The organism is Idiomarina zobellii (assembly GCF_900100855.1).
Lineage (GTDB): Bacteria > Pseudomonadota > Gammaproteobacteria > Enterobacterales > Alteromonadaceae > Idiomarina > Idiomarina zobellii.
In genome coordinates this window covers 13872-28642 of record NZ_FNCB01000010.1, presented here as the reverse complement: position 1 = coordinate 28642, position 14771 = coordinate 13872, and the positions used below count along the sequence as shown (strand labels likewise).

11 protein-coding genes are annotated in these 14771 nt (G+C 47.0%); 3 read left to right on the top strand and 8 right to left on the bottom strand.

All coding sequences use genetic code 11. The annotated features are described in order from the left end of the window. Positions 1-144 precede the first annotated feature (144 nt). The 4 genes from zapE to BLT32_RS09055 all read right to left on the bottom strand — a co-directional run bounded on the left by zapE (position 145) and on the right by BLT32_RS09055 (position 5041). The gene (gene zapE / locus BLT32_RS09070; protein ID WP_053953986.1) at positions 145-1230 is read right to left on the bottom strand and encodes a cell division protein ZapE; all 1086 of its coding nucleotides are present in this window, start codon (positions 1228-1230) and stop codon (positions 145-147) included. A 71-nt stretch (positions 1231-1301) separates the two neighbouring features. After that, entirely contained in the window at positions 1302-2153 is an 852-nt protein-coding gene (gene trxA, locus BLT32_RS09065) for a thioredoxin (protein WP_053953987.1), read from the bottom strand. Between the two features lie 75 nt (positions 2154-2228). After that, positions 2229-3602: an aldehyde dehydrogenase family protein gene (locus BLT32_RS09060; RefSeq protein WP_053953988.1), complete on the bottom strand. Its 1374-nt coding sequence runs from the start codon at positions 3600-3602 to the stop codon at positions 2229-2231. Then, on the bottom strand, positions 3599-5041 hold the full coding sequence (locus BLT32_RS09055) for an NAD-dependent succinate-semialdehyde dehydrogenase (RefSeq protein WP_053954012.1): 1443 nt from the start codon (positions 5039-5041) through the stop codon (positions 3599-3601). The genes BLT32_RS09060 and BLT32_RS09055 overlap by 4 nt, the downstream gene beginning before the upstream one ends. Positions 5042-5390: 349 nt before the next feature. Here BLT32_RS09055 and BLT32_RS09045 point away from each other — a divergent pair, with 349 nt between their 5' ends. After that, positions 5391-7157 (top strand): DEAD/DEAH box helicase, encoded by a 1767-nt coding sequence (locus BLT32_RS09045; RefSeq protein ID WP_053953990.1) that lies wholly within the window; start codon positions 5391-5393, stop codon positions 7155-7157. Here BLT32_RS09045 and BLT32_RS09040 read toward each other — a convergent pair. Then, the gene (locus tag BLT32_RS09040) at positions 7154-7690 is read right to left on the bottom strand and encodes a lipocalin family protein (protein ID WP_053953991.1); all 537 of its coding nucleotides are present in this window, start codon (positions 7688-7690) and stop codon (positions 7154-7156) included. The two genes, BLT32_RS09045 and BLT32_RS09040, sit on opposite strands and share 4 nt — an antisense overlap. A 12-nt stretch (positions 7691-7702) precedes the next feature. Continuing rightward, positions 7703-9259, bottom strand: a complete 1557-nt coding sequence (locus tag BLT32_RS09035; protein WP_053953992.1) for a cryptochrome/photolyase family protein — start codon at positions 9257-9259, stop codon at positions 7703-7705. 121 nt (positions 9260-9380) lie between these two features. On the opposite strand from BLT32_RS09035, the gene BLT32_RS09030 reads away from it, so the two are divergent. After that, positions 9381-10157, top strand: a complete 777-nt coding sequence (locus BLT32_RS09030; protein ID WP_053953993.1) for a glycosyltransferase family protein — start codon at positions 9381-9383, stop codon at positions 10155-10157. A gap of 5 nt (positions 10158-10162) precedes the next feature. After that, entirely contained in the window at positions 10163-12148 is a 1986-nt protein-coding gene (locus BLT32_RS09025; protein WP_053953994.1) for a 3-deoxy-D-manno-octulosonic acid kinase, read from the top strand. 82 nt (positions 12149-12230) lie between these two features. Here BLT32_RS09025 and BLT32_RS09020 read toward each other — a convergent pair whose 3' ends face one another. Both BLT32_RS09020 and proB read right to left on the bottom strand, forming a co-directional pair. After that, positions 12231-13484, bottom strand: coding sequence for a glutamate-5-semialdehyde dehydrogenase (locus BLT32_RS09020; RefSeq protein WP_053953995.1), 1254 nt, complete (start codon positions 13482-13484; stop codon positions 12231-12233). Next, positions 13481-14596 carry a glutamate 5-kinase gene (gene proB / locus BLT32_RS09015; RefSeq protein WP_053953996.1) on the bottom strand — a complete coding sequence of 372 codons (1116 nt, stop codon included), beginning with the start codon at positions 14594-14596 and terminating at the stop codon, positions 13481-13483. The genes BLT32_RS09020 and proB overlap by 4 nt, the downstream gene beginning before the upstream one ends. Positions 14597-14771: the final 175 nt, after the last annotated feature.

The following is a 14771-nucleotide window of genomic DNA, read 5'->3' as shown; positions in this document are numbered from 1 at the left end:
AATTATTAACATCCATTACAAATGCTATATTGGAAAATGTTAAAACTCATGTAACCTTTTTCTAACCCTGTTTTAACACGCTGGTAAATACAGGGAATTCTACTCTCTGGAACAGATTGGCGTCTTTTTACCGGCGTGTTTCCCCTACCAATGCTGCATTTCGAAAAGACGCGACACACAGCGTCTGAATGGGAAGGCAAGCTGTCGTGCCTGATACAGTTGCTCAACACTGACTTCTGCTGTTATAAGCAATCTGCAGCCGCGGTCATAGCATTCGTCGACAAGTGCGATAAAGCGGCGAGCTTCATTATCGAGCTTACTGATAAGCTTTGCGTCGTGTTCCCGCTGGTAGGTTTCTTCGACGCCATGCACCAACTCTTTGTCGGGAACGTAGGTAAAGGCAGGCACATTTTGAACGGCTATGGCGGAATATTTATCGGCCAGTTCCATGTAGTCACGCTGGCTTCTGGGACCAGAGCATAAGCTCATGAAGTCAAAGCCAATTATTTTTTTATTGCCCCACAAGCAAGGAATACTTCGGTTCATTATTGAGACGCTTTCGGCTGGCTCTACCGTGCCACAGCGCGTCTCGGCCAAAGTTTTTAATTCTTCAGGTTGTCCCTCAATAAGATAAAGCGGCATGTCAGTATGGTTAATTCGCCGGTAATCAGTGCCAAAACCTAAGTCAATGAGTTCGCACTGACTGTTTAAAAGCTCAATAGTCGGTTCAAAGCGGTGTCGAGCCAAGCCGTCTTTATACAGTTCGGCAGGAGGCGCGTTAGACGTTGTAATTAATGTCACGCCCTCAGCAAACAAGCTTTCCCAAAGGCGAGCCAGAATCATGGCGTCGCCAATGTCTTCTACAAAAAATTCGTCCAGGCAGATAATCGAATATTCGTTGGCCCACTCTTTTGCAACTTGTTGCATTGGGTTTTCCTCGCCCTGCAAACCATTAAGTGCATCATGAACTCTGGCCATAAAGTGGTGGTAGTGCAGCCTTATAAACGATGAATTGGCTGTTGAAAGTGAGCGTAGCTGTTCGGAAAACATATCCATTAGCATGGTTTTTCCGCGACCGACAGGGCCGTAGAAGTACAAGCTTTTTATGGGCGCCTGGCTGTTCTTCCGAATAGCATCAAGACGCTGCTGCAATGCGGTGACCGCTTCGCGTTGAAATGAGTCTTCGTTCAGTTTTCCGGAGTTAACCTGGCTCTGATAAATTTGCTGCATGGGGTTAGTCAGTTAGTACCAAAAAAAGGGCCGGCTGAGGGAGCCGGCCAAGATCGTTGCTAGTGAACAGCCTAATACATCATGCTGTAGAGTTTTCTACGATAGGTCGCTGCGAGCGGATCACCATCGGGTAACGAATTAATAATGTCCAGTGCGTATTTTTTCGCACCTTCAAAATTGACGTCTTTCGTTAACACGGTAAACACCAGTTGCAGAGCTTCCTCATCGCGGTTCGCTTCATGAAACTTTAAGGCTAATTGTAATTTCAGCGATAAGTCATCTGGGTTTTGCTCGGCTTGATCCTGCAAAGCGCGAAGTTCCGGAGAGTCGGCAGCGTCTTCCGCTAATTCTAGCTTGCCTTTAATGCGCTGATAGTCACTGTCTTGCTCAACCATAGGAATTGCAGCGACAAGCTCTTTCGCCTGGTCTAATCGACCGGCGTCGACCGCCGCTTCAGCGAGCAACTTAACGGCTGCCATATCGGTATTGTCGAGGTCATAGGCTTGCTTAGCCAAGGTATAGGCTTTGTTTGCATCGCCTTCACCCATGGCTACTTGTGCCTGTTGAATCAGGTTATCTGACGGGCTGGGTAGGTGTTTGCTCAAAATTTCCCGAATTTCGCCTTCGGTTTTAACACCACCAAAGCTATCGACCGGCTCACCGTTTTTGAAGAAAGCCACAGTTGGAAGGCTACGGATACCAAACTGCATGGCCAATTCTTGTTGGTCGTCGCAGTTTATTTTAGCCAGAATAACCTGGTCGTTGTATTCGCCCGCCAACTTTTCCAACACTGGCATTAGCTGCTTGCATGGCTCGCACCAGTCAGCCCAAAAGTCGATAATAACCAGTTTCTCTTTTGAGCCTTCTAAGAGCACCTGCTGAAAGTTCTGCAGGGTGACATCAATAATGTTGGACTGTGACATTTGCGCCCGTTCTCCTGTGTCAGTTTATTCGTGTCTTAACGCAGGATATGCTGACGCTAAACGCCAATTTCAAGGTTAACCGGCAAACCAGGATAAGACTTTGTCTTTTAATTTACTGTAAGGGGGGTAACGCAATGCCACGTCGAAGCTGAAACTGCGGGTCATGACGGGTTTTAAATGACTAAAAGTATCAAAGCCCCACTTTCCGTGATAACAACCCATACCGCTTTGGCCTACACCCCCAAACGGCAGGTTGTCGTTGAGCATAAACATCAGGGTGTCGTTGTAGCAAACATTGCCAGCGGACACTCGTTGAGTAAACTGTTTCAGCATTCGCTTATCTTTTGAAAACACATAAAGCGCCAAAGGTTTAGGCTTGGTGTTGATAAACTCAATAGCTTCAGAAGCTGACTTCACGCTGACTACCGGCAATAGCGGACCAAATATTTCTTCCTGCATTAGCGAACTGTCACCAGATACTCCATCGATAACTGTTGGTGCGATATAACGCTCACGCTTGTCAAAATCTCCACCAATAACGACGTTTTCACTGTCCAGCATCTGTGTCAGTCGTTGCCAGTGTTGCTCGTGAATAATACGGCCATAGTCATTCGATTGCTGAGGATCATCCCCATAAAATTGCGCAATTTGCTCGCGTAATGCGTCAATTAAACGATCTTTCATTGACTCCTCAACCAGCAAATAGTCTGGCGCGATACAGGTTTGCCCAGCGTTAAGGTATTTGCCCCAGACAATGCGGCGAGCCATTACGGTAATATCGGCGTCGCTCAACACAACGGCAGGACTTTTGCCACCCAATTCAAGCGTAACAGGTGTCAGGTTTTTAGCCGCCGCTGCCATAATGGCTTTAGCCGCTTGTGGGCCGCCCGTGTAAAAAATATGATCAAACGGTAATTCGGTCAGCTGTTGAGAGACTTCAACGCCGCCAGTAATGACTTTAAACGCTGCGCTGTCTAGGTAATTTACCAGGTGTTTCTCAAAAACTTTTGCGGTTGCCTCAGCATGCTCTGATGGCTTAATCAGCGCACAGTTACCCGCAGCAATAGCGGCAATAACGGGCGCTAATGTCAGTTGCACCGGGTAATTCCAGGCTCCTAAGACTAATACGCTTCCTAAGGGCTCTGGCACTATTACACTCGTGGCAGGCCAGGCAAGCATTGGGTTACTGACTTTGCGCGGTTTCACCCAGCCAGGAAGTGCTTTGAGGCTATGCCTTATGTCGGTTTTTAAAAACTGAATTTCCGTGAGTTGAGACTCGCTGGGGCACTTTCCTAAATCTTGCTGCAGTGCCTCCAGTAAGTCCTTTTCGTGGTCTTCTAAAAAACGGGAGAGCTGTTTTAACTGCTGCTGACGCCAAGACAGCGGACGTGTAAGCCCGCTGTCAAAGGTGTGTTGAAGTTGCTCTAACGTTTTAAGTTGTGGGTTCATTCAAGTCCGCCGAGGGTTACGGTTTTCAATTCTAAGTATTCATCAATACCGTATTTTGATCCTTCCCGTCCAATACCGGACTCTTTAATGCCGCCAAATGGGTTGTAAGCATGCGAAATACCGCCGGTATTCACGCCTACCATGCCGTATTCAAGTGCTTCACTCACTCGGAAAATGCGAGAGGTGTCTTTCGCGGCAAAGTACGACGCCAGCCCAAATGGCGTGTCATTGGCTTTCTTAATGCCTTCTTCTTCCGTTTCGAAGGTATTAATGGCAACGACAGGACCAAAGATTTCTTCTTTGGTGATGTCCATATCGTCAGTAACGCCTGAAACCACGGTTGGTGCGTAGAATAAATCGCCCAGTTCGGTCATGACTGAACCGCCGGCTTCAATCGTAGCGCCATCTGATTTTGCTGACAGCACCAGGCGCTGAACCTTATCGACAGCATCCTGATCAATTAGAGGTCCTAAGTCGACGCCTTCTTCAGTTCCCGGCCCCACTTTTAATGCTTTTACCTTGCTGACAATAGCCTGAGTGAATTTTTCAGCAACCGTTTCCTGCACCAACACTCGGTTGGCAGAAACGCAGGTTTGTCCGCCATTACGGAATTTACAGGCAATAAGCTGATCGGCAGCCTGCTCAATGTCGGCGTCGTCAAACACCAGGAACGGAGCATTACCGCCCAGCTCCAGCGACACTTTGGATACGTGCTCTGAGCATTGTTGCATAAGAATCTTGCCAACGCCGGTAGAGCCCGTGAATGACAACTTACGAACCTGCGGCGAAGTTGCCAGGCGCTTACCTACAGTTTTTGCATCGCTGGTTGGAATGATATTAATAACACCGTCCGGAATGCCCACTTCACTGGCAAGTTGCGCCAACGCTAAGCTTGAAAGAGGAGTTAACTGCGGTGGCTTAACAACGATGGTGCAGCCAGCGGCTAATGCCGGTGCAATTTTTCGAGTGATCATCGCATTCGGGAAGTTCCACGGGGTAATGGCCGCGCAGACGCCAACGGGTTCTTTGGTTACTAACACGCGTTTACTGCTGTCGGTCAGCGGCAGAATATCACCGTTAATGCGTTCGGCTTCGCCGGCAAACCAGTCGACGAAGCTGGCACCGTACTCGACCTCACCAACCGCTTCTGGAACCGGTTTGCCTTGTTCGGCGCTCATCAATTCGCCCAATGCCTGCTTGTTGTCCATCATAGACAGATACCACTTGCGCAAAAGAACGGCGCGTTCGCGGGCGGTTTTCTTGCGCCATTTCGCCAAGGCGGTCTCGGCGACGTTAATAGCGCGCTGTGTAAGTTCGTCATCGGCATCGGCTACTTCGGCCAACACCTCGCCGGTTGCCGGGTTAGTAACATTGAAACGTTTTTCTGTCGGTACCCAGTGACCCTCGATGAAACAATCGCTTTTGGTAAGTGATGACATGGAATGTGCTGACATATAGCCTCCAACTGAATAAATTTATCTCTATTAATGTAGGCAATAAATGCACAAATGGTTCAACTTTTTCAATGATTTCAGTCTATATTTTGCTTTTTGTCGAAAAAGTACCCAGTTGCATTGCTTTTATTGAGTAAATGCGTATAATCCGCAGCTCCTTCAAGGAACACCGCATTACTGATGAGGCAGCGGTCACCCTTGATTCGCGGGGTTGCAGCGCCTGATTCCAGTCCAGACAGTTTAGAGACTGACCACTGATTCCTGTTGCCGGGCCATAACCCCATATTTGTTTTGTTTGCCATGAGGCAAACGGGAATATAGTGAGACACAATTTATGTCAAAGACTCAATCGAGCCTGTCGTTCAGCGACATGGCTTTACCTTCTGCTGTGCTTGAACAACTGAACGCTATGGGTTTCGAAACCCCAACTCCTATCCAGCAGCAATCTATTCCTGCGTTATTGGAAGGTAACGACGTTCTGGGCGAAGCACAAACAGGTACCGGTAAAACAGCCGCATTTGGTTTACCCGCGCTGGCCAAAATAGACCCTTCGCTGAAACAGACTCAAGTTTTGGTGGTTACACCAACGCGTGAGCTAGCTATTCAGGTTGCTGAAGCTTTAGAAGGCTTTTCTAAGAAGATGCGTGGCGTCGGTGTTGCTACTGTTTATGGCGGTGCGGCTTTCGGCCCGCAGGTAAAAGCGTTAAAACAAGGTACCTCAATTGTTGTTGGTACGCCGGGTCGTCTTATCGACTTACTGAATAAAAACGTATTGCAACTGGATGGTTTGAAGGTTGCGGTATTAGATGAAGCCGACGAAATGTTGAACATGGGCTTCATTGAAGACATTGAAACTATTTTAAAAGGTGTGCCTGAGACTGCTCAGCGAGCATTGTTCTCGGCAACCATGCCGAACGCTATCCGTAAGCTAGCCAAAACGTTCCTGAATAAACCACTGAATATTCAGATTGAAGCGGTTGCGCGTGAAAAAGCGACAATCAAACAGAAAGCGTGGAAAGTTCAGGGCATGACTAAAATGACGGCTCTGACTCGCTTATTAGAAGTGACTCCGTATCAGCGAGCTTTGATTTTCGTGCGTACGCGTCAGGACACTATGGATGTCGCTGAGTTATTACAACGTTCAGGATTCAAAGCGTCACCTTTAAGTGGCGACTTAAACCAGGCTCAACGTGAGCAAACAGTCAGTCAGTTGCGTAGTGGACATATCGAAATTCTGGTTGCTACCGACGTTGTTGCTCGTGGCTTAGATGTACCTGAAATTACCCATGTTATTAACTATGACTTACCGAGTGACACTGAGTCTTATGTTCACCGTATTGGTCGTACAGGTCGCGCGGGCCGCTCAGGTGAAGCTATCTTATTCTTCCGTGCGAAAGAGCGTCATTTATTGCGCCACTACGAGCGTTTAACTAACGCACCAGTAGAGTTCTTCGAAGTTCCAAATGCGAACCAGTTGAGCCAGCATCGCCAACAGCAATTACTGGAAAAGCTTCAGGCATCAATGCAAGCTGACAGCGCCCATGCTGATAGCGATAAACTGAAAAAATTATTGGGTCAGTGGCTGGAAAGTGGTGAGTTGTCAGCGGAAGATATTGCCTTGGCATTATTAACTGAACAGCACAAACAACGTCCATTGTTCCTGAAAGAAGACCGTCCAGTGCGTGAAATGCGCAGTGAACGTCCTGGCCGTAATGAACGTGGTGACAAACGTAAACCTCGTGCAGAGCGTGGTGGACGTGCCGCAGATATCGATTTTGATACGTATAAAATTCAAGTGGGTAAAGAGCATGGTGCTCGTCCCGGAGACATCGTTGGCGCGATTGCTAACGAAGCCTCTATGGACAGCAAATACATTGGTCAAATCCAGTTATTTGACAACCATGCGTTAGTTCAACTGCCAAAAGGTATGCCGAAAGACGTCATGCACGTATTGAAAAAAGCGCGTGTCCGTCAGCAACCAATGGGTCTTGAGCTAAGTGATGAGCAAGTTAAGCGTGCGCCGCGTCCACCTCGTGACCGTGACGCCCGTGGCCCTAAACGCCGTCAGGCAGGAAAGGGCGCAGCACGTCGCTTTAACTAATTAGAGTGATTCACACCGGCCGGATGATCGACAATGATCATCTGGTCGATGTCATACCCCCATTCATTGGCTTTAGCGAGCGCATAATCTAAGTCCGGCTGAGAAACATTCGGTGTCCGCGACAAAAACCAGAAATACTCATGCGAATCGCTGGTAACTATTGCTTGTTGGTAATTATCATCTAACCAGCTTACATAATAACCACCATAAAACGGCCAGAAAAACGTTACTTGATAGGCCGCCTTTATATTTTCAACTGGTTCTGCTTTGCCTATGGCCGTTTGCCATTCCTGGTTTTTCACATGAAAGCCGCGATTGGTAACTTCTAATGTGCCGTCACCATTTAAACGGTATTCAGCTGTAACGCCTTGCAGACCCTCTTCAAAGCTGTGTGGCATTCGCGCAATTTCGTACCACTTTCCTAAATAGCGGTCAGCGTCGAATTGATCAACAACATCAGCCACCGGTGTAGGCTGAGACTTACAGGCAGTCAGTAATAAGATCAGTAAAAATGCAGGTAACCACTTGTTCATTGTGCGTCCTTGTTATAACTCGTTTATTGTTTTCAGGTAATGCTCAGCTTGTTGTATGAGCGCATTTTGCTCGTCATCCGATTTTTTATTCCATACTTGATACATCATGCCCATTCTATGGTTATTTTCAAAATGTTCTTTATGACGGTTAATAAAGTGCCAGTATAGACTATTAAACGGGCAGGCTTTGTCACCGGTTTTTTTGTTCGGATCGTAATGGCATTGGCTACAATAGTGACCCATTTTCTTCATATAGTTTGCACTTGAGATGTAGGGCTTAGTCGCAATGAGCCCATTGTCAGCGTATTGGCTCATGCCCCGTGTGTTGGGCAGCTCCACCCATTCAATAGCGTCAATGTATATGCCTAGATACCAGTCATCGAGAGCGTCTGGCGAGACACCTGCCAGCAGTGCGAAGTTACCGGTTACCATGAGTCTCTGTATGTGATGAGCGTAAGCGTAATCGAATGACTGCTGGATAGAGTGATGCATACACGCCATTTTTGTTTCAGCATTCCAGTAATAGCTCGGAAGCGCACGAGTATGATTCAACGCATTGTTGTTTTTGTACTCGGGCATGAACTTCCAGTAAATGGCTCTGACAAACTCTCTCCAGCCGATAACTTGACGGACAAAGCCTTCAATTTGCGCGAGGCTTATCGTGTCTTTGTTGTTGGACCAATGCTCAACGGCTGAGTGAACCACTTCTAATGGATGCAGCATTTTGGTGTTCAACGCGAAGGACAGACGAGAGTGGAAGAGACTCCAATGTGCCCCGGGCGTTATATTGTCAGTTGTCATTGTGTCCTGGTAACGGCCGAAATTCGGTAAGCCAAACTCACAGAAGTACGATAATAATTGTTGCGCTTGCTTTCTGTTTACCGGCCAAATAAGTTGCTTTGGATTAACGTTTCCCATTGTTTTGATATTCTGCTTCGAGAGCATGTTGTCGATATCCGAAACGTCATTAGCAAATACAAGAGGTTCGGTAACGCTTTGGCTTTTTGGCAGTTTTCTTTGGTTTTCTTTATCGAAGTTCCAGCGCCCGCCGATTGGTTTCCCATCCTCCATTAAAATATCGTGTTCACTACGCACCTTGCGGTAGAAGGTTTCCATCAGATAATTGTCGGTATCTGGAAAGTAGTCTTTTAAAGCGTTTCGGCCAGTAAGGAAGTGCTCAGTATCAAACCACTTAATGTCGATATTGTTGGCGCCTGCCCAGCTCTTTAGTTGATGGTCGAGTCGGTATTCGTCAGGTTGCTGGCACTCAATATGTTTTGCGCCAGTTTCTTCAAGCAACCAAAGCAGGTTCTTCGTGAGGCTTTGTTGGTTACGGGCATCCTCCAGTCTGAGATAAAAGATGCGATGGCCCGCTGATTCTAATGCGTTAGAAAAGTTACGCATGGCTTTAAAAAACGCCAATACCTTTTGCCGGTGATGCAACACGTAATCGGCTTCCTGCCCCAGCTCCATCATTACGTAAAGCGTTTCTGAGTTTTTTGTTTTAAACCAACGGTGGCGAGCATTTAATTGGTCACCTAATATCAGCCTTATTGTCTTCGCCTTCATTACGAGTCCATAACCAGAGTTAACTAAGGCTTAATACGTTGCTTGAGTTAATTCAGATTGGCGTACCGAAATTCGATAAAATATGGCATTATGCGCGTTAGTTTAAGAGTCAGGAGTTTTTATGAGCCAGGTTGAAAGTGCAGAGAGTCAGTCTCAGCAAAAGCCCGTTAATGTTATTTGCATAAAATGGGGTAAAAAATACGGCCCCGATTATGTGAATACACTGCATTCAATGGTGAGCCGCCATTTGAGCCGACCGTTTCGTTTTGTGTGCTTTACGGATGATTTCGATGGCATTAATGATGATATTGAAGTTAAAGCAATTCCGAAAATTGGCTTTGAAGACTTCGACAAACAAGTACCTTGGACAAAAGCGCATGGCTGGTTGAAGTTAACCTGCTTTGCAAACCCTCTTTATGACTTAGAGGGGCCAACACTGTTTTTAGACCTGGATATTATTGTTGTCGGCAGCCTGGACGAGTTTTTCGAGCCGGAAGGCGACTTCATGGTCATTAAGGAATGGGATAAATCCGATGCAACAGGTAATACATCGGTATTCCGTTTTAATATTGGTGCACACGATGACGCTCTCGAGCACTTAAAGAAAGATCCTGACGCCGCTACCGCCGATGTACGCAATGAGCAAGAGTATATTACGCACTTTGTTGACCGTCAGAATAAGTTGAAATACTGGCCGGAAAAATGGTGCCGTAGCTTTAAGCGCCACTGTTTACGTCCTTTTCCGCTGAGTTTTTTCCAGGAGCCGCGTATTCCGGAAGAAGCTAAAGTCATTATTTTCCACGGTAAACCGCACCCCGATGACGCTTTAGAAGGGCGTAGTGGTAAGTGGTATCGTAAGGTGTTGCCAACTAAGTGGATAGCTGAGTACTGGCGTTAACTGGCATGATGCTTTGGCTTTACGGATTAATACTACGGCTGGTGACTCCAGCCGTTTTTGTCTGGCTGTGGCTGCGCGGCCGAAAAGACCTCCGTTATCGCTCACACTGGGCAGAGCGGCTGGCGCTGGATACGGTCAGTAGTAACTTGCAGGGATGTGCGATCATTCACAGCGTGTCGGTTGGCGAAACGCTTGCAGCGAAGCGCTTAATTGAGCAGTTTGTCGCGCAATTTCCTGACGAAAAAGTCGTTATAACCTGCATGACGCCGACTGCACGCTCGCTTATCCAGACGCATTTTGGTAACCAAGTAACGTGTCGCTACTGGCCATTGGACACTCCGGGGTCTGCAAAGCGCTTTGTTTCAAAACTGAGGCCTAAAACTGTTTGGATAATGGAAACCGAGCTTTGGCCGCAAATGCTCAATTCTCTGGCTCAAGCGAGTGTGCCGGTTTGTTTATTGAACGCACGGCTTTCAAAACGTTCTGCGGCGGGATATCGTCGTTTTCACCGATTACTGAAGTCGGTGTGGCAACAGTTATCTTTCGTTTCGGTGCAAAATAAAGAAACAGCTCGCCGAATGCATGTATTGGGTGTGCCGAAAGAGCGTTTATTTGTGGATGGAAACCTCAAATACGATATTGAGCTTAGTCAGACTGACAAATTAAAAGCGGATTCATGGAAAGAGAATTCTGAAGGGCGCTTGGTTTGGCTGGGCAGCAGTACTCATCCCGGCGAGCACGAGCAGTTACTTGCGGCCCATAAAACCATTCTTAATGAAGAGCCGGGAGCCTGTCTTATTATCGCGCCCAGACATCCTGAACAGTTTGAGGCGGTTGCAAAACTGGTCGAAGAAAGCTCACTGACACTGGCCAGGCGCAGTCAGTCTGAAACGATACCGAGTGACTGCGATGTATTTTTAGCGGACAGTATGGGCGAAATGATGCTCTGGGGGCAGTTAGCACCTGTGAGTTTTATTGGCGGCAGTTTAATTGAACGAGGAGGACATAACCCCCTTGAAGTTATTGCCGCTGGCTCCAATGTTATGTCTGGTAAACATGTTTTTAATTTCCCACAGGTTTATGGGGAGCTGGCAAAAGCCAGCGCGGTAAACTGGGTAGAAAGCGTTGACGATATTGTCAAAACAATCAATAAGCTGCAGCAGCCAGCTGTCATGAAACAACAACATGATGCTGCTAAAGGTGTCTTAAAGACGCATCAGGGTGCAACGCAACGCGTGTTAGCGAGAGCACTGGAATATACTCTGACAGGAAGCGGTATGATAAAAACAGAGCAGAGTCCCCGCGGGCTTATTCGCTACGACAGCGACATTATTGAAGCAATTGAAGATAAGCACTTCACAGCACAGTACTGGCAACAGCAGAAAGCCATTGCGGGTAATTCAACTGGCCGGGCAACGGTTTGGTTTATTCAGCAGGGAGACCTAGGCTTGTTGCTGCGTCACTATTACCGCGGTGGTTTAGTTGGAAAGATTAATAAAGACCGATTTTTAAGAGAGCCCGCTGAGAAAAGCAGGGCAATTTATGAATTCGATTTGCTACTCAAGCTTCGTGAAAAAGGGTTACCGGTTCCAAGACCTGTTGCTGCCCGCATGGAGAAAACAGGGGTATTTAGCTACAAAGCCGATATTCTTGTGGAAGTGATTCCTGGTGCGGTTGATGTTTTTCGTTTATTGCGTGAAAAGCAGTTATCGGCTGAACTTTGGCAAAAGCTGGGAGCGGTCATTAAAGAGCTGCATGACGCAGGGGTCTATCACTCAGATTTAAACTGCCATAACCTGATGCTGGATGACCACGATAAAGCCTGGATAGTCGACTTTGATAAATGTGACTTCCGTGAAGAGGGCGATTGGAAAGAAGCTAACATTCAGCGTTTATTGCGCTCTCTGAGAAAAGAAAAAGAGAAGAACGATACCTTTTATTGGAAAGAGTCTCGGGACTGGCCTGAGTTGTTGACGGGATACCGTCGTTAAAACTGGCTTTTTATAAGAAGCGATAAAAAAGCCCCGGCGTTTTGGCGCCGGGGCTTTTGTTATTACAGAAAGTCTGTCGCTATTATTCGCGAATTTGACCGTTACCGGTAACTACGAATTTTTCAGTCGTCAGCGCTTGTAAGCCCATTGGACCGTAAGCGTGAAGCTTACTGGTAGAAATGCCTATTTCAGCACCTAAACCAAGCTGGCCACCGTCAGAGAAGCGTGATGATGCATTCGCCATGGTGACTGCTGAGTCAACTTCACGGATGAAACGCTTCGCTGTGTCATCGTTCTCAGTAACGATAACTTCAGTGTGACCACTGCCAAACTGCTGAATGTGCTCTAATGCTCCGTCGAAATCATCAACGGTGCGTACGGCAATTTCCAGTGCCAGATACTCTTCACCGAACTGGTCATCCGCAATTTCATCGGCACCATCGAAGTAACCAACTGAACGCTTGTCTGCGTGAATAGTCACATCTTTTTCGCCTAGTGCTTTAGCAGCCATCGGTAGGAACTTATCGGCAACGTCTTGGTGTACCAATAAGCCTTCCAGTGCGTTACACACACCAGTACGTTGTGTCTTACCGTTCAGCAAAATAGCCAGTGCCTTGTCAAGATCAGCGTCTTTATCGACATACAAGTGGCAAACACCTTTGTAATGCTGAATGACTGGAATTTTACTGGTGTCACTCACGTAGTGAATAAGACCTTCACCACCGCGAGGAATGACCAGATCAATGTAGTCTTTTTGCTGCAGCAGCTCGGTCATTAATTCGCGATCGGGTGTTGGCACCACGGTAATAACATCTTTTGGCAAACCACTTTGCTCTAAAGCTTCATGTAATGCTTCGGCAATGGCTTTACTGCTTTCAATGGCTTCGCGACCACAACGCAGAATGACAGCATTACCAGACTTAAAGCACAGTGCCCCCGCGTCTGCGGTTACATTAGGACGCGCTTCGTAAATCATGGCAATAACGCCAAGTGGAATACGCATCTTTTCAATCTTAAGACCGTTAGGACGCTCTTCCAGTATATAGCTGTCACCGACTGGATCTTTCAGGTTGATAATTTCTTCAATAGCAGACGCCATACCTTCGACACGTTCTGGTGTTAATTCCAGACGATCCATCATGGCATCGCTTAGGCCTTTTTCTTTGCCCGCTACCAAGTCTTTCTTATTCACTTCAATAATCTTGTCCTGGTGTGCGCGAATAGCGTCAGCCATTTTTTGCAGAACCTTGTTTTTGTCTGCTTCTGATAGCGTTGCTACGGCACGTGCCGCTTTGGCAGCGCGTTGTGAAATTTCTTTAGCTAATTGCTGGCTCATGAATCCTCCAAAATCATTAAATCGTCGCGATGAATCACTTCTGTAATTGGGCTATAGCCAAATTGTTCGGCGATATCTTCTGTTTGCTGCCCTTTAATGTGCATAAGCTCGTGTGAGCTGTATTGGCAGATGCCCTTAGCTATAGCGTCTGTGTCATTGGCACTACGCACCAGCACAGCATCACCGCGATCAAAATCACCTTGTACGTCAACGATGCCCGAACTTAATAACGATGCACCGTTCTCGACCAGCGCTTTCTCTGCGCCGTCATCAATCAATATCTCGCCCTGTGCAACCAGGGTATGTCTTAACCAATGCTTTTTATTGCTAATTGGATCAGACTGGCGGCGGAAAAGTGTTCCTGGAATTTCTCCTTGCAGCAAAGATTCGAACGTTTCGCCTTTGCGGCCATTCACAATATACGTGTCGATACCATGCGACGTTGCTTTCTCAGCAGCTTCAATCTTCGTGCGCATACCACCGGTACCTACGTCACTCACTGAACCGCCAGCTAATGAATAGATACTTTCATCTATTTGCTCAACCACTGGTATTTTCTTAGCGTCAGGGTTGAGGTTTGGATCAGCGTCGAACAACCCATCAATGTCTGAGCAAATAAAGAGCGCATCAGCGTCGACAAGTGTTGCGACCATTGCAGACAGGTTGTCGTTGTCGCCGACTTTCATTTCGTCAGTGGCAAGCGCATCGTTTTCATTTACAACAGGCAAAATGTTGTGTTCTAACAATCTGTTGAGTGTGTTTTTGATGCTGACATAACGAGCTCTGTCGCGTAAGTCACTGTGCGTCATGAGTAGCTGAGCGCAGGGGAAATCAAAAAAGCGCGACCAGTACCCCATCATTTCATTTTGGCCAACTGCCGACATTGCTTTACGAACAGCGACAGGTACTTTTTTATGTTCGAAATGAATATGCTTGCGGCCGGCAGCAACACTGCCCGAAGAAACTAAAACGACTTCTTGTCCGCGTTCATGACACTCGTTAATGAAACGAGCTATGGGTAATAAGTATTTGGTACTAACCCCAGTTTCATCTGGCGCGATGAGCGCACTCCCCACTTTCAGTACGGCTCTTCGCCAGGATGGCGCTTTCATAAAGACTCCCTTTTGTTGAATTCGTTAGTAGTCTAACAGATTGCCCGAATGAGCTCCAGTAACGCCCATAAGTTATAACTATTGTCAATATATTAGAGAATCATAGAAATTGACAAGAAAAATAAAAAAGCCCCTTTAAATAAGGGGCTCTGGCATAGTTAAGGGCGGTTAGGTG

What these genes read in the sequence shown, in the direction of transcription:
- zapE (WP_053953986.1), bottom strand. Translation starts at nt 1,230, where the DNA reads ATGCAGCAAATTTATCAGAGCCAGGTTAACTCCGGAAAACTGAACGAA.
- trxA (WP_053953987.1), bottom strand. Translation starts at nt 2,153, where the DNA reads ATGTCACAGTCCAACATTATTGATGTCACCCTGCAGAACTTTCAGCAG.
- BLT32_RS09060 (WP_053953988.1), bottom strand. Translation starts at nt 3,602, where the DNA reads ATGAACCCACAACTTAAAACGTTAGAGCAACTTCAACACACCTTTGAC.
- BLT32_RS09055 (WP_053954012.1), bottom strand. Translation starts at nt 5,041, where the DNA reads ATGTCATCACTTACCAAAAGCGATTGTTTCATCGAGGGTCACTGGGTA.
- BLT32_RS09045 (WP_053953990.1), top strand. Translation starts at nt 5,391, where the DNA reads ATGTCAAAGACTCAATCGAGCCTGTCGTTCAGCGACATGGCTTTACCT.
- BLT32_RS09040 (WP_053953991.1), bottom strand. Translation starts at nt 7,690, where the DNA reads ATGAACAAGTGGTTACCTGCATTTTTACTGATCTTATTACTGACTGCC.
- BLT32_RS09035 (WP_053953992.1), bottom strand. Translation starts at nt 9,259, where the DNA reads ATGAAGGCGAAGACAATAAGGCTGATATTAGGTGACCAATTAAATGCT.
- BLT32_RS09030 (WP_053953993.1), top strand. Translation starts at nt 9,381, where the DNA reads ATGAGCCAGGTTGAAAGTGCAGAGAGTCAGTCTCAGCAAAAGCCCGTT.
- BLT32_RS09025 (WP_053953994.1), top strand. Translation starts at nt 10,163, where the DNA reads ATGATGCTTTGGCTTTACGGATTAATACTACGGCTGGTGACTCCAGCC.
- BLT32_RS09020 (WP_053953995.1), bottom strand. Translation starts at nt 13,484, where the DNA reads ATGAGCCAGCAATTAGCTAAAGAAATTTCACAACGCGCTGCCAAAGCG.
- proB (WP_053953996.1), bottom strand. Translation starts at nt 14,596, where the DNA reads ATGAAAGCGCCATCCTGGCGAAGAGCCGTACTGAAAGTGGGGAGTGCG.